19 protein-coding genes are annotated in these 23,218 nt (G+C 42.8%); 14 read left to right on the forward strand and 5 right to left on the reverse strand.

Annotation, left to right across the window (positions count from 1 at the left end; genetic code table 11):
* Positions 1-9: 9 nt before the first annotated feature.
* From PNC201_RS23055 to PNC201_RS23080, 6 genes are all read left to right on the forward strand, one after another.
* Complete coding sequence (locus tag PNC201_RS23055) at positions 10-1,266, forward strand: efflux RND transporter periplasmic adaptor subunit (RefSeq protein WP_102058591.1); 1,257 nt, start codon at positions 10-12, stop codon at positions 1,264-1,266.
* A gap of 14 nt (positions 1,267-1,280) precedes the next feature.
* A complete protein-coding gene (locus PNC201_RS23060; RefSeq protein ID WP_010607521.1) occupies positions 1,281-2,003 on the forward strand; it encodes an ABC transporter ATP-binding protein in 723 nt (240 codons plus the stop codon).
* Positions 2,004-2,006: 3 nt separating this feature from the next.
* Positions 2,007-3,320, forward strand: a complete 1,314-nt coding sequence (locus PNC201_RS23065; protein WP_102058592.1) for an ABC transporter permease — start codon at positions 2,007-2,009, stop codon at positions 3,318-3,320.
* A gap of 10 nt (positions 3,321-3,330) precedes the next feature.
* On the forward strand, positions 3,331-4,533 hold the full coding sequence (locus PNC201_RS23070) for an ABC transporter permease (RefSeq protein WP_102058593.1): 1,203 nt from the start codon (positions 3,331-3,333) through the stop codon (positions 4,531-4,533).
* Positions 4,534-4,647: 114 nt separating this feature from the next.
* Complete coding sequence (locus tag PNC201_RS23075) at positions 4,648-5,988, forward strand: sigma-54-dependent transcriptional regulator (protein ID WP_102058594.1); 1,341 nt, start codon at positions 4,648-4,650, stop codon at positions 5,986-5,988.
* An 8-nt stretch (positions 5,989-5,996) separates the two neighbouring features.
* Positions 5,997-7,286 (forward strand): sensor histidine kinase, encoded by a 1,290-nt coding sequence (locus PNC201_RS23080; RefSeq protein ID WP_102058595.1) that lies wholly within the window; start codon positions 5,997-5,999, stop codon positions 7,284-7,286.
* Positions 7,287-7,335: 49 nt separating this feature from the next.
* Here the strand turns inward: PNC201_RS23080 and PNC201_RS23085 are convergent, their stop codons facing one another.
* The 4 genes from PNC201_RS23085 to PNC201_RS23100 all read right to left on the reverse strand — a co-directional run bounded on the left by PNC201_RS23085 (position 7,336) and on the right by PNC201_RS23100 (position 11,123).
* Entirely contained in the window at positions 7,336-7,980 is a 645-nt protein-coding gene (locus PNC201_RS23085) for a 2OG-Fe(II) oxygenase (RefSeq protein ID WP_102058629.1), read from the reverse strand.
* 63 nt (positions 7,981-8,043) lie between these two features.
* Positions 8,044-8,517, reverse strand: coding sequence for a low molecular weight protein-tyrosine-phosphatase (locus PNC201_RS23090; protein ID WP_102058596.1), 474 nt, complete (start codon positions 8,515-8,517; stop codon positions 8,044-8,046).
* Positions 8,518-8,710: 193 nt separating this feature from the next.
* On the reverse strand, positions 8,711-9,880 hold the full coding sequence (hmpA, locus tag PNC201_RS23095; RefSeq protein WP_102058597.1) for an NO-inducible flavohemoprotein: 1,170 nt from the start codon (positions 9,878-9,880) through the stop codon (positions 8,711-8,713).
* 25 nt (positions 9,881-9,905) lie between these two features.
* Positions 9,906-11,123 carry an NnrS family protein gene (locus PNC201_RS23100; protein ID WP_102058598.1) on the reverse strand — a complete coding sequence of 406 codons (1,218 nt, stop codon included), beginning with the start codon at positions 11,121-11,123 and terminating at the stop codon, positions 9,906-9,908.
* A 386-nt stretch (positions 11,124-11,509) separates the two neighbouring features.
* On the opposite strand from PNC201_RS23100, the gene norR reads away from it, so the two are divergent.
* The 8 genes from norR (at position 11,510) to PNC201_RS23145 (ending at position 22,165) form a co-directional block, all read left to right on the forward strand.
* The gene (gene norR / locus PNC201_RS23110; protein WP_102058599.1) at positions 11,510-13,072 is read left to right on the forward strand and encodes a nitric oxide reductase transcriptional regulator NorR; all 1,563 of its coding nucleotides are present in this window, start codon (positions 11,510-11,512) and stop codon (positions 13,070-13,072) included.
* Between the two features lie 241 nt (positions 13,073-13,313).
* Entirely contained in the window at positions 13,314-13,784 is a 471-nt protein-coding gene (bfr, locus tag PNC201_RS23115; protein ID WP_010374801.1) for a bacterioferritin, read from the forward strand.
* A 3-nt stretch (positions 13,785-13,787) separates the two neighbouring features.
* Positions 13,788-14,270: a bacterioferritin gene (gene bfr, locus PNC201_RS23120; RefSeq protein ID WP_102058600.1), complete on the forward strand. Its 483-nt coding sequence runs from the start codon at positions 13,788-13,790 to the stop codon at positions 14,268-14,270.
* Positions 14,271-14,422: 152 nt separating this feature from the next.
* A complete protein-coding gene (locus PNC201_RS23125) occupies positions 14,423-15,652 on the forward strand; it encodes an ABC transporter substrate-binding protein (RefSeq protein WP_102058601.1) in 1,230 nt (409 codons plus the stop codon).
* On the forward strand, positions 15,649-18,960 hold the full coding sequence (locus tag PNC201_RS23130; RefSeq protein ID WP_102058602.1) for a response regulator: 3,312 nt from the start codon (positions 15,649-15,651) through the stop codon (positions 18,958-18,960). Before PNC201_RS23125 ends, PNC201_RS23130 begins: the two co-directional genes overlap by 4 nt.
* Before the next feature lie 78 nt (positions 18,961-19,038).
* The gene (locus PNC201_RS23135) at positions 19,039-21,192 is read left to right on the forward strand and encodes an exonuclease domain-containing protein (RefSeq protein WP_102058603.1); all 2,154 of its coding nucleotides are present in this window, start codon (positions 19,039-19,041) and stop codon (positions 21,190-21,192) included.
* A 1-nt stretch (position 21,193) separates the two neighbouring features.
* Positions 21,194-21,562 carry a DUF1294 domain-containing protein gene (locus PNC201_RS23140; RefSeq protein WP_010607536.1) on the forward strand — a complete coding sequence of 123 codons (369 nt, stop codon included), beginning with the start codon at positions 21,194-21,196 and terminating at the stop codon, positions 21,560-21,562.
* Positions 21,563-21,652: 90 nt separating this feature from the next.
* Complete coding sequence (locus tag PNC201_RS23145) at positions 21,653-22,165, forward strand: Mpo1 family 2-hydroxy fatty acid dioxygenase (protein ID WP_102058604.1); 513 nt, start codon at positions 21,653-21,655, stop codon at positions 22,163-22,165.
* 48 nt (positions 22,166-22,213) lie between these two features.
* Here PNC201_RS23145 and PNC201_RS23150 read toward each other — a convergent pair whose 3' ends face one another.
* Complete coding sequence (locus PNC201_RS23150; RefSeq protein WP_010374789.1) at positions 22,214-23,170, reverse strand: FHA domain-containing protein; 957 nt, start codon at positions 23,168-23,170, stop codon at positions 22,214-22,216.
* Positions 23,171-23,218 lie beyond the last annotated feature (48 nt).

Raw genomic sequence — 23,218 nt, forward strand, 5'->3', positions numbered from 1 at the left:
AGAATCATTATGATTAAAGACACAAGCGGACAAGATGAAGTGCTCCAAACTAGTAAATCCAAAAAGAAGCTTGGTCTTGTAATAGCGGGTGTTGTAATTATTGCAGCACTTACCGCACAGGTCGTGTTTGGTGGGCCAAATGCTAGTAGCTCCGTGGCCAAAGATAGAGTGCAAATTGCAGCCGTGACTTTCGGTGAGTTTACCCGCGATATTGCCGCCACAGGTTTTGTCGTTGCTGCAAATGCACCACAAATTTATAGTCCGGAGCAGGGTTATGTCTCTTTACAGGTCAAAGCGGGTGATAGCGTGACTCAAGGTGAAGTACTAGCCACGGTTAAAAGTCCAACTTTAACCAACCAGCTCCAACAAGAAGAAGCGGAGCTGCAAAGACTGAGGGGTGAGCTTGAAGGGAAAAAGTTAGATGTTAGACGTCAAAACTTGGCGTTAAATCGCTCCTTAGATCTCGCTCGCGTCGAACTATTAGCGGCAGATAGAGAAGACCAACGTGCTCAGTTGTCTATCCAAAAAAACCTCATCAGCCAAATTGATTTAGAAGAAGCGCAAGACGACCTAGCGCGGGCAAAATTAAACTTCAATCATGCAGAGCAAGAAGTTGCACTAGGCAAAGATACCTTGGCCTTTGAACTTAAATCTGTTGAGAATCAGCTTGAGCGGCAACGTTTAATCGTTGAAGAATTAAAACGTCAAGTTGCAAGCTTAGATGTGATTGCGCCGGTTTCAGGCATAGTCGGTAATTTATTAGTCGATCAAAATGCGCTGGTTAATGCCAATCAGGGGTTGATGAAACTCGTTGACTTAAGTGCTTATGAAGCGGAGCTTCAGGTTCCTGAAAGTTATGCGGCAGAGCTTGGGCTCGGGATGGCCGTCGAGCTCAGGATTGGCAACCAAAATATTTCTGGCGTGTTATCTGCGATTTCTCCAGAAGTAAATAACCGTGAAGTCACCACTCGAGTACGCTTTTCGGACGAAAACATTGATGGCATTAGACAAAACCAACGTTTGTCTGCTCGGATTTTACTAGAGCACAAAGAAAATACCTTAATGGTCAAACGTGGCGCTTTTATGAGTGAAGGTGGGCACATCGCTTACAAACTAAGTGGTGATATCGCTGAGCGAATTGAGATCACCACCGGTACCTCAAGCATCAGTGAAGTTGAAGTGCTTAATGGCTTAAAGCAAGGCGATCAAATCATCATCAGTAGTTACGACGCATTCGAACGTGCGCCCAGCATCTTATTAAGATAAGAAGGAAAATAATAATGTTAATTATGAATAATATCGGCAAAGTATACCAAACTGATATGGTGCAAACACACGCACTCAGAGATTTTAACCTGCAAGTAAATGAAGGAGAGTTTATCGCGGTAACAGGCCCTTCAGGCTCAGGTAAAACAACCTTCTTAAATATTGCTGGGATGCTAGAAGGGTACTCTAGTGGTCAATATATGCTAGATGGAATTGATGTTGGTAAGCTTAATGACAACCAAAGAGCTGATCTGCGAAACCAAAAAATCGGCTTTATTTTTCAAGGTTTTAACCTTATCCCAGATTTAAACTTGTACGAAAATGTTGAAGTGCCACTACGTTATCGTGGTATCAAGGCGGCTGAGCGCAAGCGCAGAATTGAAAACTGTCTAGAGCAAGTTGGCCTTGCTGGCCGTGCAAAACATTTGCCACAACAGTTGTCCGGTGGACAGCAGCAGCGTGTGGCGATTGCAAGAGCGCTTGCTGGTGAGCCACGCTTTTTACTCGCCGATGAACCAACGGGGAATTTAGATAGTTTAATGGCGCGTCAGGTGATGGAGTTACTAGAACAAATTAACCGTGACGGCGCAACGATAGTAATGGTTACCCACGACCCGGAGCTCGCAAGGCGTACACCAAGAAACATCCAAATTGTAGATGGACAGGTTGCGGATTTTACTTTGTATCAAGGTAAAGGTGCGGCTTCACAAGCGTTGAAATCTCAGGTGGGAGCTTAAGTTATGTTTGCGCATTACCTTGATTTAGCTTGGCGTAGCCTAAAAGCCACGCCGCTTGCGACTAGTCTAATGACGCTGGCTATCGCCATTGGTATTGGCGTCACTATGGTGAGTTTATCCGTGTATCACATGATGTCCGCCGATCCAATTCCAAGCAAAAGTGGCAAACTCTATGCTGTACAGCTACAAGTGATGGATGAGGGGCAAACCTATCATTCAGCTGATGATATTCCCTTTCAGTTGACATTTTTAGATGCGAAAAACCTGTATCAAACGCTAAACGTCGACAAAAAAGTCGCGATGTTTAAATCCGGTTTTGCGGTTCATGTAAGCAACCCCGAAGTGAGGCCCATGCTACAAACGACACGGCTAATCACCCGAGAGTTTTTTGCCATGTTTGAGTTGAGTTTTTTGTATGGTGGAGTGTGGAGCCAAAGCCAAGCCGACAATGCTGCACCAGTGGTTGTAATTGACGAAACTATCGCACAAAAGTTATTTGGCCGCAGCGATGTGGTTGGAGAAAGTATTTATTTGGCGCAGCGAAGATATCAAGTAGTAGGGGTAACTAAGGAGTGGCAGCCAAACGTCAAAATGTATGACTTAAACAATGGCGCGTTTGCTGATGCCGAGCGTATCTTCATTCCCTTCAGTCATGCTGCAGCTTATGAGATTGACACTTGGGGTAATACGAATGGCTGGAAGAGGGAAGAGATTAACAACTTCACGGACAAAATGAATTCAGAAATGCTTTGGACTCAGTTTTGGGTTGAATTAGAGAACGAAAAAGAACAACAAGCGTTAGCAACACAACTGGATAATTACATCCAAACCCAACAAGATTTGGGAAGATTTAACCGTAAAACACGAGAGTTTTCACTTCGAAATGTCACTGAATGGCTTGAGTACAATAATGTGGTTAGTGAAGATAACAAAGTCATGATTGGTTTAAGTTTTATGTTCCTTGCCGTTTGCTTAGCCAATATTCTCGGATTGTTACTAGCGAAATTTCTTAAACGTGCCCCTGATGTTGGCGTAAGAAGAGCGCTTGGTGCAAGTAAAACGCAAGTGTTTTACCAACACTTAGTTGAAGTGGCGTTGCTTGGTTTTATGGGGGGAGTGATAGGGATAGTTTTTGCTCAGCTTGGCTTATGGGGGATCCGCAGAACTAGCCATGTATACGAAAGTCTTGCAACGATGGATGTCTCTATGCTGTTAGCAGCGCCGAGCATCGCTATTGTGACTTGTATTCTTGCAGGGCTTTACCCAGCTTGGATAGTGTGTAAAACATCACCTGCTACTTATCTAAAAGTGCAATAAGGAGAGTCCCATGTTGGAATTAAAACCAATTATCAATGCGTTATTGCGCTCTAAAGTTGGTGCCGTACTTGCCATCCTACAACTTGCCTTGACGTTGGCAATTGTCAGCAATTCGCTGTCCATTATTAGTGAGCGCGTCAGCTATCTCAACAAGCCAACTGGCTACCCAGAAGAGTCGATAATCACCTTCAGTGTCATGTCGTTTGACGACAAGGTAGATGCAAACCAACAGCTTATCGTTGATGAGAGAATACTAAAAAGTATCCCAGGTGTTATAGAAGCCGTAGGAGTGAGTTCAGTTCCGCTTTCAGGAGGAGGTAGCAATTCGGGATTCAGCTTAACCCCAGAAGACGATGGTAAACATACAAACTCGGGGCATTTATACGCCAATGAACAAGTGATCCGTACCTTGGGCGTAAAATTGATAGAAGGCCGTGATTTCACATCTGGTGATGTCCTGATCTCAAGTGAATACGCTAAGCAACCAGATGTTGTTATTGCCAGTAAGGCGTTTACGGACGAGATATTTGGTGAGGGTAAAGGATTGGGCGAAACGATTTATTATGGTGGCGGCCCGTTAAAAGTCGTGGGGATTGTTGAGCGTATGACTAATGCTTGGCCGCGTTTTAGAAATGCTGATCGCTTAATTATTTTTCCCATGGTCAATGCGAATGGATTTCAAGATTTCTTAGTTCGCACAGATCCGAGTTTGCGTGGCGAAGTAATGAAAAAAATAGAGTCGGTGCTGCTTCAAGAAAATCCAAATAGAGTGATCACCAATATGAAAGGACTTGATGAAGTAAAGGAAAGGTACAACTCTAAAGACATATTGATGCTAAGAATGTTGCTAGTGCTAATCACAGCATTAGTCGTCGTGACGGCGCTGGGAATATTTGGTCTTACTCAGTTTAATATCAGTAAACGTACTAAACAGATTGGTACTCGCAGAGCTTTGGGGGCGCGTAAGTCTGCAATTGTTCGTTACTTTGTGGTAGAAAACCTCATTGTTTGTGCAATTGGCTTAATACTTGGCACAGTGGCTACGGTTTTCCTAGGACAAAAGCTAATGTCTTTGTATTCAGTGCCACCGCTAGAAGTAAGCTATATTTTGATAACGGCGCTTGGGCTTATCGTGCTCTGTATCGCGTCAGTTATTTTTCCTGCTAAAAAGGCGGCGAACATTTCACCGAGTATCGCTACAAGAAGTGTATAACCCTTATACCAACTAGGTTGTGTGAGCAACCTAGTTGGTATTACTTTAACTTACCTTGTATTAGTTGTGCTAGTATAGGTAAGTGGCAATATGTAATAACAAGAATAAAATCATATGGATAAAATCTTAATTGTGGATGATAACCCTGCGGTGCTTGATGCACTGTCATTGTTACTAGAGCTGCATGATTATCAAGTAGTTACCGCGTGCTCACCGTTAGAAGCAATTAAAGTGGTATCGTTTCAGCAAATTGCACTAGTTATCCAAGATATGAACTTTAGTGCAGACACCACCTCAGGAGAGGAGGGGGCTGCGCTTTTTCACCAATTAAAAGCACTAAATGCAAAACTCCCTATTATCTTATTAACGGCTTGGACTGAGCTCACCATGGCGGTTGAGTTGGTAAAAGCTGGAGCGGCAGACTATCTAGCCAAGCCGTGGGACGACCAAAAGTTACTCACCACAATTGCAAATCTCGTCGCGCTTGGTGAGGCACATAAGCAAGTTGCAAACTTTGAACGGGCTGAACAAGAACGCCAACAGTTTAATCAAGGCGCGGATTTATGCGGGTTTGTGTATAAATCGGTGGCCATGCAGCGAGTCATAGATATGGCGCTGCAAGTCGCCAAATCTGATGTATCAGTGTTAATAACCGGTCCAAATGGTAGCGGTAAAGAAAAAATCGCGGAGATCATTCAAGCGAACTCACCACTAAAAAATCAACCGTTTGTCAAAGTGAATGCAGGCGCGCTCCCAAGTGACTTAATCGAAGCTGAGTTATTTGGTGCTGAGAGTGGTGCTTATACCGGTGCGAATAAGCAGCGTATTGGTCGCTTTGAAGCTGCTGATAAAGGCACGTTATTTTTGGATGAGATTGGTAATTTACCTCTTCCAGGGCAAACAAAATTGCTACGTGTTTTGCAAAGTGGCGAGTTTGAGAGGTTGGGTTCAGTCGAGACAAAAAAAGTCTCGGTTCGTGTCATCTCAGCAACGAACGCGGATCTGCTAGCGGATATTCGAGGGGGGAAATTCCGTGAGGATCTATATTATCGCTTAAATGTCATTGAGCTAAACTTACCCGCGTTGTCACAGCGAGTGGATGATATTATACCTTTGGTCGCGCATTTTTTACCTGCAAGGGGGCTTACTTCGGATGCCCAGCAAGCATTATGTGAACACCCTTGGCCTGGAAACGTACGAGAGCTTGAAAATGCCTGTAAACGGGCGGCAGTATTGAATCCAGATGGTGAGCTCAGTGCCAAGGATTTTGGTCTTGATGTGCAGGCAAATACAGCACAAGTTAGCGCCTCGCATACCATACGAGAACCCAGTAAAGAAGAATTGGAGCAGGCGCTCAAGACTCACCTTGGCGTGATTGCGAAAGTGGCGCGACATTTCAACATGAGTAGACAAGCGCTTTATCGTCGCTTGCAAAAGTTTGGCATTGAATATTAAGGACAATAATGACGACCTCGCTGCAACATGCATTGATCATAGCCATCAGTATTATTATTGGCCTTATTCCTTTATGGTTCTTACTCGATGATCACAGTGGTTTCATTGTAATAGTAGTGGGCTCCGTCAGTGTAGCACTAGTGCTACATAGACTATTAATGCGTGAAAACAAAGCGGGGTGGGAGGCGCTAGAAGTCGGCTTGATGAACTTTAAGGATGGCGAATTTTCTACGTCAATCACCTATAACGCTAACAATGAGCTCGGTAGGTTGTGTCAATTATTCAATGAAACGGCAAAACAGTTAAGAGATGAAAAACAATGGATTTATCAGCGTGAGTTGATGCTAGATAAAGTGCTTGAGTCGTCACCTCAGGTACTTGTCCTTGTCGACTCACAAGATGTGGTGGTATTTGCTAACAATAGTGCAAAAACGTTTTTTAACTGTGAGCACCGCCTTGAGGGTGAGCGTTTTAGTAAATTGTTATCCGAAGTCCCCGATGAACTTCAGCAAGCAGCAAGCAACCAACTTGATGGCTTGTTCTCAATACAAAGTAGCATTGGAGAGTCGCAAATGTGGCATCTCGCCAACGGTGAGTTATTACTCAACAACCACTTTCACAAATTATATATTTTTAAGCAATTCACTCGAGAGTTGAGCCGCCAAGAAGTGCAAGTTTGGAAGAAAGTGATCCGCATCATTAGTCATGAGTTAAACAACTCGTTAGGGCCTATTTCATCTATGCTGCACAGCGGACAGATCTTGGCTGAACGCGTGGATGAACCTAGGCTAAGTCGAGTATTTGCGACGATAGAAGAGCGCATTGTGCACCTTAGCGAGTTTGTTCAGGGTTATGGTAAGTTCGCCAAACTTCCTCTGCCAAACATTGAACCTGTGAATTTGCAGGTTTTGTGTGCGCGACTGCAAAGCCATTGGTCATTCCAGTATCAGCTTAATCAAATGCAATTACAGGCAGACACGACACAGTTAGAACAGTTACTCATTAATTTGATAAAGAATGCGACCGAGTCTGGCTCAAAGATAGAGGAAATCCGCGTCCAATCTGAGCAGCGTAACGACGAGGTTTATATATGGGTGCTCGATAGAGGCGAAGGCATGAGTGACACTGTGATGGCCAACGCCTTAATTCCATTTTACTCTACCAAAGCGTCAGGAACCGGGCTTGGTTTAGCGCTGTGCAGAGAAATTGTTGAAGCACACAACGGTAAGATCAGCCTCTATAATCGCGAAGGTAAAGGTTTGTGCGTCGAAATTCGGTTACCGAACAAATTATCCTGAATTTAGTTAGCAAAACTCAGGGTAATAAACTCAAGGCTGAACTCATCAATTATTTCGGTGGATCAATCGAATGATTAATGCTGGCGTTAACCCTAAACCACCCTGCAATTGAATAGCGCTTTTCGTTGGCAACCAGTACTTCATGAGGGAATTCATCACTTAAAAAGGTAACTAGCGTGCCATAACTGGGCAGCACCGTATTGAGTATTTCGTCGTGATTATCGGGATTGAAAACGACTAGTTCGCCGCCATTGTCTGGTGCCCAAGACTGATTTAAGTACAATACCGTGGTCAAAATTCGGTTGGTCTTTCCCTTAAAGGCGTCCAAATGCTTTTTGTAAAACGCCCCTGGAGGATAAATGGCAAAGTGGCTTTCATAACTAAAGAGTCCCATAAACAGCCGTCTGTTTAAATAGGCTTTTAGCTCGCCCATGTAGTTGAGCCAAACAGATTCCAACTCATTGCTGCTATCTAGCCAGTGAATTTTATCTCTGCGAATTTTCTTATTTTGCTCGTGAGAGGCTAAACGACCAATTCCAGCTTGCTTAAAATCATCACTGCTTAGCTCTGCTATTCTCAATTCCAACTTGGATAAAATGTCGGGACTGACGAAATTTGGCAAAATACTAATGCCTGTGGTTTGTAAGTCCTGAGCTAATTTCTCGAACGGAAATTCTAAGTCTAAATCTAACAATAGCGGTGCCTCTAAAAAAGGTCTTTTTACCCCTTTGTTTGGTACCAATCCAGCGAGTTAATTTTACCTTGTCGATAAGCGAATTTTGTTAATGATGTTTTCGCTGGCGGCTTCGATTAAATCAAGCACATGTTCAAAACCTTGTTCACCACCATAATAAGGATCAGGCACTTCATGCTCACTCATGTCACCAAACGCTAAAAACAGCTGAACTTTATGCGCCAAGCCGGTAGGACAAATAGAGAGTAGATCGCGGTAATTTGAGTTGTCTGCGCACAAAAGTAAGTCGTAATCTTCAAAATCGCTGGGTTTTACTTGCTGCGCTGATATGCCTGAAAAGTCATACCCTCTTGCGCTGCCTGCCGTGACACTGCGTGGATCTGGAGGGTTACCTTGATGATAGCCAATGGTGCCAGCGGAATCGATACGGGTTGTTAACTCTGTTGCTGCGAGTTTGTGCTTTAATACCGCCTCCATAGTTGGAGAGCGGCAGATATTACCCATGCAGACGACTAAGATACTAGAAATTGCGCTCATATTGTTGTCCTTCAAGTACGCTTTTATACCAATAGTATTTATTCTCCAAGTCTACCGATTTTTTAATTCAGAGCAAAATATAAGATTCCGGCTAATACCAGTAGTATTCATTCACCCAGTCTAGCGATTTTTTTAGAGCAAAATATAAGGCGTCAGCTAATACCAACTTTATTAGGACGCCAAATTTAACTCGTTAGTTTGGAAGGTTTTCGTGAGGACCAAATACCTCATAGAATATTTGCTCGGTTTGTACACCGGCATTCATCAGTTGGGTTTTGATAAAGCGCATAAAGGCAACCGGGCCGCATAGGTAGAACTCTCCGTCTGTTAGCGGCAAAGTATCTTTGATTGCGTTGATATCCATCAGTCCGGAATGCGTATCGTCGGCTTCTGACTCCAACCAAGTAACCACATTAAAATTTCGGATATTGCTACCAAGCTCATTGATTTCTTGGTTGAAACCTAAGTCACTGTGAGTTTTATTCGCGTGTAAAAAGTGTGCTTCGACTTCAGGTGAATGTTGGCTATGAACACCAAGCATGCAAAGCATAGGGGTTATTCCAACCCCAGCGCTAATGTATACCTTTGGACTGGCTGTGTGTTGTCTGACAAAGTCTCCAGCTGGTGGAGTGAGCTTGAGGGGGTCGCCCGCCTTAAGTGTATGAAGATATTGCGATACTGCACCGTCGTGTTTAGTAGAGATCCTAAGGTACGAACCATTGGGCGCAGCAGACAAAGAGTATTGGCGGATCTGCTGAAACCCTACCACTTCTTTTGGTACAAAGACAGAAACAAATTGTCCAGCTTGGTAATGAGGCAAGGCTTTACCGTCGACAGGCTTGAGATAAAAGCTTTTAATATTTTCAGTATTGCTTATCACCTTTTCAATTGTAAATTCACGCGTTCCTTGCCACCCACCTTGCTGCTCAAGCGCGGTTTGGTACAGGCCATGCTCTACGGTGATAAATAAATCGGCTAAAAACTGGTAGGCACTAAGCCAAGCTTGTTCTATTTCATCTGTGAATTGATCGCTGAACTCGGCTTTGAGCGTTGCAATTAAATGCCGGCCAACAATAGCGTATTGCTCAGGTAAAATCCCAAGGCTAACGTGCTTATGGTTGATACGTAAAATGGCGTCACTGAGCACTTCTGGTTGATCAATGTAATTGGCATAGGCCGCTAATGCTGCAAATAGTGCCAACGGCTGTTTTCCCGAAGCCTGATGGGATTGGTTGAATACCCCTTTTAACTCTGGGTGTTGATTGAACATGCTATGATAAAACTTGGTGGTGATCTCGGGACCGACCTGAGCCAATAGCGGTGCACTTTGTTTTACCAACTCAATCGTATTTTGGGTAAGCATTAATATCTCCTGTTTGAGAGTAGAGTTAACCTATTCGCCCATCGACGCGTTTTTGTATCAGCATGGGCGCGAAGGTAATGGAAAAAAGCATAAAACCAAAAAACCAAGCCACGGCACTTAACAGCCATGCATTGTGCGGGTTTATAAAATGAATAAGGAATGCGCGGATAAGACCTGATACCGCGATACAGATAAATGCCAGTGTAGTTGTCGTGCCTACCTGTAATAGCCGGCCTGTGTGGCCCAAGGTAACGCGAGTCATCATGGCTAAGATCATTAATCCCATGCCATTAATTGCCACTAAGTGAAGATGGCTGCGCAAATGCTCTGGTGCAAAGGTGTTGTTGTATGCGCTAAGTATTAAACCCACTGCGATTGCACAATATGACAGGTACAGTGACCAAAGCAGTGGTACGTTAAATAATTTACCGTTAAACCAATAAATTGCTCTTATCGAATGCAGTAGCCCAAGGAGCAGAAGTGCAGCACTTAAATAGTGAGTATTTTGCATCGTAAACTGCAGGATATAGGTGAAAACGCAGATGATGGCGAGGTAAAAGATCGCCCTGTCTAACCTTGGAGTATGTGGCTTTTGTGCTTGCTGCAATCCTCGGGCAATAAAAAACGGAATAACGCGGCCACCCACTACACCAATCAATAACATGTAAGCAATTAGCGTTGCTTGGCTTGTAGCGCTTAGCAATAAGAAGTGTTGGTTGTGAAGTAAAATCAAAAATACGATGTTGCAGCCACACAACATACTTACAGCAAAAATAAAAACACGATTGTTTCTGGATTTTGCATCAACAATTACGGTCGTTAAATTGATTAGTACAATGAGCCAAAAACTCAGTTGTAGTAGCAAGGTGATGATGATTGATGAATTTGCCACAAAAAAGCTCAGCCTAGCGGCACACCAAATAATACAGAGTGACAGCAGTGCGCCACCATGTAATGTCTGTCTTTGTGTCCAATTTTTTGCAGCGGTTAGCAAAAATCCGGCGACGACAGCACCGCCAAAGCCAAATAGCATCTCGTGGGCGTGCCAATAGGTCGCTGGGTAATCATTACGCCAAACAACATTGCCATTGAGCAATAAAGCCCACACAGAAATACTCACGACAGCGAATAAGCCCGCGAGTAAAAATAGCGCTCTAAAGCCGAGCATCAACACGGGCCAAGTAGATGGTAAATACCAACACACTGCTTTTGGACTGGGCTCTTCTAGCTGGATTAAGCTCATTTACTTAACCTCCAAACCTAGGTGGTATAGACAGACAAGGCGGATGACGTAGGCAAGCTTAATCAAGGCGGCTAATACTATAGTACTAATATGTGCTGCAATTTGTGAGAAGAGGCTGAAGCTTTCAACGCTAAAAAAACTCACTTGCAGTGACAGCATAAACGCTGCGAGTGAAGTGAAAATGGCGATGTTGCTATATCTTAAAAGTTGGTATGCACGGCTCATCGTTAACTCTGCGAATGTTGATATATAGACTGCACATTGCAGGTGTCACGCCAACTTTAAAATGCTATATAAATCATTGTATTAGTATTCTATTATTGATGTTTGAGTCAAATTGACCTATCTTAATTAGTGTTTATTTGAATAGATTGAGTCTTTTTGACATGAATTCGTTAGCGCTCTCCAAATTGCTTGAGCTTAGTATGTCGTTATCACGACTTTCATTAGCGCAAGAGGGTCGCGAGGTTAAGCAATACGCTAAGTCCTTGCTTTCAGCATTGAGTCAATCTGTTACCGCTGATGCCATCGCCATTCTTTATGGCGATCAGCATGCATTAACTATCCTAGCTTGCAATGGGTTGAGTGCGGACGCTGTTGGGCGGCAATTTTTGCTTACAGAGCAACCTAGATTGATGTCCATTTTCGAGTCTGACGAACTAGTTAATTTTCCTGCCAATAGCGACTTACCTGACCCTTACGATGGTCTGTTGCTCGCCGAAGAAAGTCGCTTACCAGTGCATGCCTGCATGGGATTTAAGGTCGCGCTGCAAAGTAGCATCTTATTGGTGACGTTTGATTGTCTTAAACCGGATAGCTTTGAGCACTTGTCTGAGGTTTATATGAAAACCCTACAAGCAATTGTCTCAAGTAGTGCATTACGTATGTTTGAGGCTGAGCGCCTCTATGAGCAAGCACGTGCATCTACACTTACCCAATCTCAAAAGTCCGTTAAAAAGCAAATTTTAGTAGGAGAGAGTGCGGTGATGCACTCGCTTAAATCAGAAATTGAACTGGTTGCTGGTTCTGAATTTAATGTGCTTATTCAAGGTGATACGGGAACGGGTAAAGAGTTGGTAGCAAAACACGTACATTTTAATTCCCAACGAAATGACAAACCGTTTATACAAATTAACTGTGCGGCGCTTCCTGACTCGATAGCAGAAAGTGAACTCTTTGGTCACAAAAAAGGGGCGTTTACTGGGGCCGATAAAGACCGGTTAGGCAAGTTTGCAGCCGCGGACGGCGGCACGCTGTTTTTGGATGAAGTTGGCGAACTGAGTTTGACTTTACAGAGCAAACTATTACGTGTGCTGCAAAGCGGTGAGGTGCAAGCGGTAGGTGCTGACCGCATTCATATTGTGGATGTTAGAGTGGTTGCTGCGACTAATCGTGATTTAAAAGAAGAGGTGAGACGCGGAAAATTTAGGGCTGATCTTTATCATCGCTTGAGTGTGTATCCTTTATTTGTTCCTCCACTGCTCGAAAGGCTAGATGACATCCCGCTGCTGGTTGGGTTCTTTTTAGAGCAGCTAAGAGGCACGCTCAACGCAAAACAAGTGGTGATGGATAGGCAAGCACTCAGCCGATTAATGCATTACGACTGGCCGGGTAATGTCAGAGAGCTTGAACATTGTGTCAGTCGTGCAGCGTTAAAAGCTAAGCATCAACAGTGGCAGGCTAATATCATTGAGATCCATGACATAGACATCGCGCCAAAACACCATCAACAAATTCAGCAGGCTGAGTGCATTACCACGCAAGAGAAAACACCTCCTGTCGCCATGAAATTCGCCGTCGAGCTACTACAAAAAGACATGATCGTTAACGCGATGGAACGTCATGGGTTTAATTGGTCGGCAGCTGCGAGAGAGCTGGAAATGGATAGAGCAAATTTAGTTCGACTAGCAAAGCGTTTAGGGTTAGATGTTAAAAAGCAGATGAGTTAAGCAGCCGGAGCTGCTTTTATAAATCTCAATAACTTAGCAAGTTTTTTATTCTGAGTTTTGATTGAATACAAGCCGTTCAAAAAATGAAACCCTAAATGTAATGAAAATTGTTATTAATACTCTTATAAGTTGTTTATTTTAAAAGGGTATATTAAGAAAACTGTTATTTTTATTTGATCTTGCGAAGAATAAATATTGAACTAGGGTTATAGGGCGTCACTCGACATTATTAGGGGGCCCTATGCAGGGTAATAAGCAAGTCATAACAGCGCTAAACCAAGTGCTTACGCTAGAGCTAACATCGATAAACCAGTTCTTTCTACACGCAAGAATGTACAAAAATTGGGGGCTTGAAGAGCTAAACGAGAAAGCGTATAAAAAATCAATCAAGGACATGAAGCAAGCAGATGACCTTATCGAGCGCATATTATTCCTTGAAGGGTTACCAAACCTTCAGCATTTAGAAAAGCTACGAATAGGTGAGCATACCGAAGAAATGATGGCGTGCGACTTAGCATTTCAACTCGATCAGCTTCCGACATTACGCGATGCAATTGCGCTGTGTGAACACGAACAGGATTATGTTAGTCGAGAGCTACTAGAAGATATTCTTGAATATGAAGAGGGCTATGTGGATTGGCTCGAAACGCAGCATTTCTTAATCAAAAATACCGGCATTGAAAACTATCTGCAATCGCAGATTGAGGGGTAAGTTATGCAAGGCCATTCTACCGTTATCGACTTACTCAACAAACAACTTACGCTTGAGCTTTCTTCGATGGATCAATATTTGGCGCATGCCAAAATGTATGAAGATTGGGGACTGGAGAAGCTACACCATAAGTTATCTCACGAATACGAAGAAGAGCTCGATCACGCTAAGCGGATCACGGAGCGCATTTTGTTTTTGGAAGGCACGCCAGATACCGCTTCTCGTGCGCCGATCCACGTCGGTACTGACGTGAAAGAAATGCTAGAAAATGATTTGGCTGCGGAAATTCTGGTAAAAGATCACTTGAAAAAGGTGATAGCAGTGTGTGAGCAAGCGCAAGATTATGTTACCCGTGAAATGCTCGAAACCCTGTTAGATGACACCGAAATGGATCACATTTATTGGCTTGAACAGCATATCAATTTAATCAAACTAATTGGTTTACCAAACTACATTCAGAGCCAACTTGCTAATAGCCCTGAATGATCCCAACCACCGCGCCTATCTTTGGGTGCGGTTTCTTTGTGTGCCATGCATTGTCTTGCTAATTTATAACGAGCAAGGTATTCGCTATAAAATTAAGCAATCACAATGATTTGAACTAAAGTTTAGTTATGTATTGAGTGATTAGTAATACGATGAAAATATTATTACTGTTTTTCTGCCTCCTGAGCTCGGTTTGTCTTTCAGCAAACTCCAAGCAAGTGTTTCGTATTTATCATGACGCTGATTATTCTAATTTAAATGAGTCAGCCGAAGCGATAAAAATGGGATTTCTAACCGCATTAGATGAAGTAGATAATCAAATCCAAGGTTATAAGGTTGAATTGGTGGCCAAAGACCATCGTGGTAATAGTAATCGTAGTTTGCTTCACTTTAAGCAATTTTTAAAAGACCCGAATGCCTTACTCGTGCTTGGTGGTGTTCATTCTCCTCCTTATATTAAATTTCGTAAATTCATCAATGAGGGGGAAGCGCTGCTGTTAGTTCCTTGGGCCGCTGGTGGGCCAATTACAAGATACCCGAGTAAGGATAATTGGATTTTTAGGCTTTCTGTAGATGACACCAAAGCGGGTAAAGTACTCATCAATTATGCAAAGCAACAAGGCTGTGTTGCACCTCATTTACTCCTTGAGGATACCGCATGGGGGCGCTCCAATTACGACACATTGCTAGCGGAATATAAAACGGCCAAGCCTAACAACGCGTTGCCTGTATCTTGGTTTAACTGGGCGACACAAGAAAATGAGGCTCGGATCATGATCCATAATATTATTGAAAGTGAGCCGCAATGTATCATTTTTGTTGGCAATGCGATTGAGGGCGCAGAGTTCGTAAAAGCCATGGCGAGTATTGACGAGGCGCAGCGCCTGCCCATTATTAGTCATTGGGGGGTAACTGCGGGTAACTTTTTTAAAGTGGTTGGGGATAAGCTATCTGCTGACGTCTCATTGGCGGTCCTACAAAGCTGTTTTTCTTTTGAGAATAAACCATTAAGTATGTTTTCGGCACGGGTATTTAGTCGTGCAAAACAGCTGTTCCCAACCCGGTTTGCAACGCATGGATTTGTTCAAGCAGCTCCCGGATTTATCCATGGCTATGACATTGCCAAGCTTCTTATTGCAGCAGCGGAGCAGATAAAACTGACAGATTCAGTCGCCACCAACAGAGCCTTATTAAAAAGCGCATTTGAGGATTTGCAATCGCCGGTCAGCGGCCTAGTAAAAACGTATCAACGGCCTTTTAGTGTCTGGAGTGATAAAAATGATTCAGCCCATGAAGCGCTAACCGTGCAAGACTTGTGTATGGGGCAATACCAGTCTAATGGCAGCATTAAACTAGTTTATAGTTACCCGGGGTCGCATTGAAAACTAAATTCACCTTAACGAGTAATCGCGCTTTTTACACCTTTTTAGGGTTAACGGCTATCGTTTCACTTTTGCTCAGTGCACTTTTTGTTGGGCTGAGATCAAATGTCATTGTCGAAGACTTAGTAAGAGAAACAAATGAAACCCAAGCTCAACTCGCAGTTAACAACTTAACTCAGTATCTTGAGAGCCGTAAGCAGATACTCTCTGATCTTTCTCTACATCCTATTATCGTAAATGGTGCGATGGGTACAGGGCTCTCCGCTGCTAAGCTACGAGACTTTATGCGCAGTTTTCAAATTATAGGTAGAGAAGAAAAGTTAATGGTGATCAATGTATTGGGCGATGTTGTTTACGCAAACTTTGATTCTCATGAAGTGTTAGACCAAAAACCAAAGTGGCTCGATAAAGTGATCAATGCAGAGTTGGTCAGTGCGATAGATCTCACTCAGGTTGGCAACCTGCACTATTTCACAATAGCAGTACCGATTTACTATAACGGCTTTGCTGAGGGAGCACTTATTGGCGAATTTTCTACGAGTTTAGAGAGTCTGCTTAGCTCCTCATCATCCACATCTTTTCATAGCATTGGTTTAAAAGGCAGGTGGATTAACTTTTCTAACACCCAAAAAGTTGAAACTTACTTTAGTGTAAGCAGTCTTGATGTTGGCTCCACCGATTTAGTATTAGACTATCGAGTAGAGAAAAGTCAGGTCACTGACGAAGTGAAAATATTTGTGTGGGATCTTATTGGTGCTATTGCTTTTGGGCTATTCCTATCATTTGGCTTGCTCTATTTGTTTGGTAAGCAACTTCTGTTAAATCCATTCAAAAAACTAGAAGAATCGAGGACAACACTCAAACGCAGTGAAGAGCGATTTAAACTTGCAATATTTGGTAGCGATGATGGCCTTTGGGATTGGGATCTTGAGCGGAATGCGGTGTTTTATTCAGATAGATTTAAATCTTTACTAGGCTTTTCGCAAGAGACACAAGCTTTATTCTCTGCGCATATTTCTAGTTTATTTGACCGAGTCCACCCTGCAGATCTCCCCAATTTAGAAAACTCAATTAAGTTTCATATGACGGAAGAAGAGCCTTTTGGTGTCGAGTGTAGAATAAAAACGAGGCAAAACAGCTATCGCTATTTTTGGCTAAAAGGTGCCGCGGCGCTTAAAGATGGACAAGCGAAGCGGATAGTTGGCTCACTTTCGGATATTACCGATCAAAAGCTTCATCAAGAAGCGCTGAAAAAGGCCAAGGAACAAAATGATTTACTCGCTCAAGCAATAGAGTGCGCAAATGTCGGCATAACGATTGTTGACGCGACTAAGCCTGAATTGCCAATCGTATTTGCGAATAAAACATTTCAACAAATCACCGAATATGGTGATGAGGTACTGGGTGAAAACTGTCGTTTTTTGCAAGGTGAACATACCCAACAGCAAGCGTTAGAGGAAATCAGGGAAGCAATAATAGCTCACGAATTCGTCAAAGTTGAATTGATCAATTACACCAAATCTGGAAAGGCATTTTGGAATAGTTTACAGATCTCTCCGGTGTTCAACGAACAAAATCAATTAACTGCATTCGTTGGCATCCAACAGGATATTACCGCTGCTGTTGAAGCGAAAAAAGAGCTAGAACAAGCGAAGCAAGCGGCGGAACAGGGCGCGCAAGCTAAAAGCGAGTTTTTAGCGTCAATGAGCCATGAGATCCGCACACCAATGAATGGTGTAATAGGCATGTTAAGTCTGCTAGAAGATGAGCACCTTACTCAAACTCAACTACATAAAGTGAGTCTAGCAATGGGCAGTGCCAAGTCGTTATTAAATCTCATCAACGATATTTTAGATTTTTCTAAAATTGAGGCGGGTAAGCTTGAACTTGAGTCACTAGATTTCGATGTTAGGGCATTACTTGGCGAATTGATTGAATCCGTTGCGTTGCAAGCACAGAAAAAGGGACTTGAACTTATTCTAGATGTAACCCAACTTGAAAAGCCATTGGTGCAGGGGGACCCGAGCCGCATTCGACAAATAATCACCAACCTAATTAGTAATGCAATCAAGTTTACCGAGCAAGGCGAGATCATCATCCGAGCTTGGTTTAGTGAAGTGGATAATAAACTGAGATTTCATTGCTCAGTTGAAGATACCGGCATAGGGATACCAGAGGACAAAGCGGATAGGCTTTTTGCTAAATTCTCTCAAGTTGATGCCTCTACGACTAGAAAGTATGGAGGGACTGGACTGGGGCTTGCCATTGTCAGACAACTCTGTGAATTAATGGATGGCGATATCGCCGTTAGTAGTCGGTTTGGACATGGTAGCCAATTTGAATTTTTCGTGACTTTGATCCATGGCGATAATACTCAATTCGAAGCTGCAAAAATTGATTTACAAGGGATAAAAATACTCCTAGTTGACGATAACCTCTCAGCCTTGACGAGTTTGGAATCTCAATTGAGGCACTGGGGGGCGGATGTGTATAAAGCCAGCTCTGGAATACAAGCACTCTCGCTGTGTGAAGCTGAATACCAACGTGATAAAAATGTGTTTGATATCGCCTTACTGGATATGACGCTTAGAGGCATGTCGGGTGAGCAGCTCGGCGCTGCACTAAAAAATGATAAGCGATTCAAAGCGATAAAACTTATCATGATGACGCAAATGGGTACTAAGGGGGATGGCCAGTTTTACGCAGAGCGTGGCTATTCAGGCTATTTTCCAAAGCCCGTGACAACCAAAGACCTTTTTGATGCGTTAACCATTTTAGCTGAAGATGGCAAGGCGCTGGCGAATGCGAAACCACTGGTTACGAGTCACTATCTGAAACTGGTAAGAAAGGCGAACGAAACCGAATTTACGTGGCCAAAACCTTGTCGTATTCTACTGGTTGAGGATAACAAGGTGAACCAAGTTGTCGCATTAAGTATGCTCAAAAAATTGGGGATAACCCATATTGAAGTTGCCGAAAACGGACTGCTTGCCATTGAACTGCTCAAGTCACATCAAGATGAATGTCAATTTGAGCTAATCTTAATGGATTGTCAGATGCCTGAAATGGATGGCTATCGGACTACCGAGTTAATCCGAGACGGAGCCGCAGGTGAGAGTTATCAGGGAGTAAAAATATTAGCCATGACAGCCAATGCAATGTCCGGTGATAGAGAGAAGTGTTTAAATGCAGGCATGAACGATTACCTCACAAAGCCCATTTCGGAAGAGCCATTGAGCGAGAAACTACAATATTGGCTATACAAAAGCGAATATGCTTCCACAGACGATACAGAAGAAACGACTTAAGGGGGTAACTGAAGCAAATTGGCAATATTTCCTATCTATGATAATCTTTACTGTATATAAAAACAGTTGTCTGAATTTGTGTTGAGAAAAGAATTACCCGCCAAATATTACTTAAGCCACTTTAGTGAGCTTAGCGATTATTTACTTAAAGTATGTCAACCGCTATTAAGTATTGCTCAGCGTGAGCTGCTGGCTGAGCTACACCGCTTGCCTGAAGATGAATTGTGTTTGTTAGTGCGGTTTATTTCCCGCAAAACTCCTTTTCTGGATATCAATTCACTGCGCTACGAAGAGATCAGTAATATTTGTGAAGTCGCGTTTTCATTAAAAGCAAAGGGATTACTTCGTCAGGTACAACAAGACGACTTTCAAGCGCTGCTGCATTGCTTAACTAAACCATGTTTAATTGAACTTGCCGAGCGAGAGAATTTAACTGCACTGCCAAGTAAATCGGCAAAAAAATCGCTATGGGTAGCGCATATCAATCAATCTGTCTGCGTTGAACATCTAAATGCACAAGAATACCTATCCCAGTATCTCACACTCTCATTTCAAGCCGATATCGACTACTTTCTATTTTTGTACTTTGGCAAGGTAGGCTTTAGCTTAGCGCAATTTTCGATGCGAGATCTTGGTGTAATGAATACCAGGAGCGCTGACGCCGCTTACCACGCACATTTTGAGCAAAAAGCAGAAGCCGTGAGCGCGTTTTATTATGCAAATGCACTCAGTGAGCTCAAAAATGCCCCTGAAGATGAATTAGTGTGGCGTGCTAGACAGGCCGCAGCGCAACAATTGCCTAAGGTTGATGGGCAATATGCAGTGGCTGCACATGCAAAGTACCTGTTAACGCTTGCCAGAAAGTTAGGTCCTGAATTTTCCCATTTTAAAACCTTACTAGGTATGACTGAGCACCCTCAAGCTTGTGAGATGTTGATACGACATAATTATAAGCAAGGTGAAGTTGAGCTGGTGCGAGAGCAATTAGAGCGCATTTTGCAGGGGGAAAGCGATGAAACATTGATGATCTTCGCGGAAGACTTTTATCAGCGTAAATTTAACCAAAAACGCACTTCTGTACTTACGGATATGCTAAGAAAAAGTCAACCAGCGATCCAAATTGATGAGGCTTTTAAGGGACAAACAGAAGCTGGCGTCATTGCTTATTATAAACGGCATGGCATCGAGGCCTATCATGTTGAAAATGAAATTTGGCTGGCCTTATTTGGATTGACCTTTTGGCAAGAACTGTTTTATCACCCAAAAAGTATCGTTGCTAATGGGTTTTCTAGAACTCCGCTGGCGTTAAAAGAAAATCGCTTTTACAGCGAATTTGAGGAGGAGATTGAATGTCGCTTAGCGAGTTTTACAGATACTTCTGCTTGGATGAACTGGCTTCTACGCCAGATGAGCGAACATTACGGAGAGCCCAATCGGTTGTTTAATTGGCATGATAAGATGCTCGACTCAATAAAAATATTATTGTCTTACTTGTCAATTGAGGATGTCAAATCTGTTTTAAGGCTAATGTGTAGTGATTTTCATCTGATGAAATCTGGCTTTCCCGACCTGATGATAGTCGACGAAAAAGCGGGCTTAAGGTTTGAAGAAATCAAGGCACCTGGAGATAGTCTTAGCCGAAGTCAGCTAGTTAACATTTCTAAACTCTTGCAATACAATATTCCCACGCGACTGCAAACCGTTGAATGGCATATTTGCAAAGAGCAACCTTATGTCGTTGTCGATATTGAAACCACCGGTGGCAACAAAGAGTTTGATCGCATTACCGAGGTAGCCATGGTAAAAGTGGTTAACGGCGAGGTCGTTGCTAAATGGCAATCACTTGTTAATCCGATGCGTCGTATCCCACAAAAAATCACTGAACTGACAGGGATCACTCAAGCAATGGTGAGTGATGCTCCAAGTTTTTTTGAAATTTTGGAGCAAGTTGAGCGGTTTAGCCAAGGTGCTATTTTTGTCGCGCATAATGTGAACTTTGATTATGGCTTTATTCGGCAGGAGTTTGCTCGAGTCGGCCGAGAGTTTACTCGTGCGAAGTTATGTACTGTGCAGTTAGGCCGAAAGTTTGTGCCGGGCCTGCGCTCATATGCGCTAGGGGCATTTTGCCAAGCGATGAATGTACCTTTGGTTAATCATCACCGGGCGATGGATGATGCTTATGCTACAGCTGAAATTTTCATTGAAATCAACACCATAAGACAGGAAAAGTAGCATGTCAGCGGTTCGTTTAATGCATCAGCAGATGGGCCTCTTTTGGGGCGCAGGCGTGTGGTTAGGGGCGCTTTGCGTATCTAAGCTACCTTGGCAAGCGGTTATTTCTGCAGCGGTGTTGTTGGTTATTAATTTATTTATATTTGCACTTTTTTGGTGGGATAAGCGCGCTTCAACGCTTGCTCAATCACGCATTCCTGAGCGTAATTTACTACTGTGTGGGTTACTTGGGCTCAATATTATCACACCAGTGGCAATGTATATGCTCAGACATAAAACCATCAAACCTAGTTTTAATTTTAAGTTGTTGATGGTGCTCATAATGCAGACTATTGTATTCGGTATGCTGTTTATTTGGTTATTTATATAGGCCCTAATAAGCTAATAGAATTTTTTATTGATAAATTTTCTTTATTGACTAATTATCAGTAGGATAATTGGTATCAATGAGAGAACAATAATGAACAAACTAGAGACGTTATTAAGTCAGTATGCCATGTATCATCGCAGCAAAAGAAACATTCTGACTCACTTTTTTGGGATCCCGTTAATTGTCATTGCTGTTGTGGGTATGACTTTTATCCCGCTATTCAGTGTATCAGGAGTGACCATCACCCTTGCCGCGCTGATAGGGGTCGTTTTATGTGGCTATTACCTGATGCTATCCCCCATTTTTGGGCTCATGATGAGCGCCATCATACTGGCTTTTTATTTTCTTGTTCAAACGTTGAGTCCGCTCATCGTTAATGCAGGAATAATGACGGTATTGTTTTGGGCTGGTGTTTTCTTTGTAGGTTGGGTGTTACAGTTTATAGGGCATTATTTTGAGGGAAAAAAGCCTGCGTTTGTCGATGATTTGATTGGTTTAGCAATTGGACCACTGTTTGTACTTGTAGAGCTTTTATTCGTATTGGGGCTATGTAAAGAGCTCGAAAGCAAAATAGTGAATAATGCTGGAGAGTATAAGGCATAGGTAAATAGTTGGGCAGAAATGCTATTTCTGCCCAACTAACAATATCGCTTAAGTTGTCATGCGAGTTTCTAATTTAGAGCCTTTTATTATCGTGATATCTTGGCAATTCAATCTTACTCGACCACAGCGAGTTTCTAATAAAAAGGTTGCTTCTGGGTAATCTTCGCCACCAGAATCGACAAATTGCTTGCGTGCGCGGTGAACCATAATGTTCATATGGTTTGTTTGTACGCCGAGTGCTTTTGCTAAGTCATCGCGGTAAACCCAACCTTGAACATCCGATTCAAGGCCAGCATCTTTATCTTGGATCCGAGTTCTGGCAAGCAGCAACAGTAAGTAGTGATGACTTCTGACACCTAAATCTAGGTGTTTATCGTCAACACTTAGTGTTAATTGGGTATCTTCTTCGTCTTGACTTACATTGAACTCTAGCGCCATTGGCTTGGCAGCTTTTTGGCATTCAAGGTGCTTAGTTACAGCGATTGTCGTGGCAGAAAAAAACATCCATTGGTCGTTCATCAGCGATACAATACTGCCATCTATTAAGGCTTGTCGATCTGAGGTATTGAGATCTTCTAAAAACCAATAGTTGAGCAATTTATCATAGTAAATGATGTGTTTAGGATCATCTTCACTAGGAAGTAGAAGTTGATTCGTTACTTCTACTACTTTTTGGTTGTTTGACTGAGAAACTAGATATTGACACTCTGTTTGCAAGTTCGCCGCCACAAACGAGTTTTGACCAGGTGCTGCAAAATCAATCTTATCATTTTCGAATAGCTGATACGGCAGGTTCTTGTCGAGCTTTTTATCGTTTATCCAGATGCCGTTTGTACTCACATCTCTGATAAACCATTTGTTTTCATTGAGTTCGATAATGGCGTGATGTCGCGATACTCCCGGCTTGTCTATCAAGGTATCTACACTATATTTATAGCGGCCTACCGTATGATAGCTTTTAAGATAGACTCGTTCGAGTTTCTGTTCGTCGATTAAATAAGCCATAGTTAGTTCCGTATAACTTTGATGAAAATTACATGCTTATACAAAATA

This window comes from Pseudoalteromonas sp. NC201, from assembly GCF_002850255.1.
Taxonomy (GTDB): Bacteria; Pseudomonadota; Gammaproteobacteria; order Enterobacterales; family Alteromonadaceae; genus Pseudoalteromonas.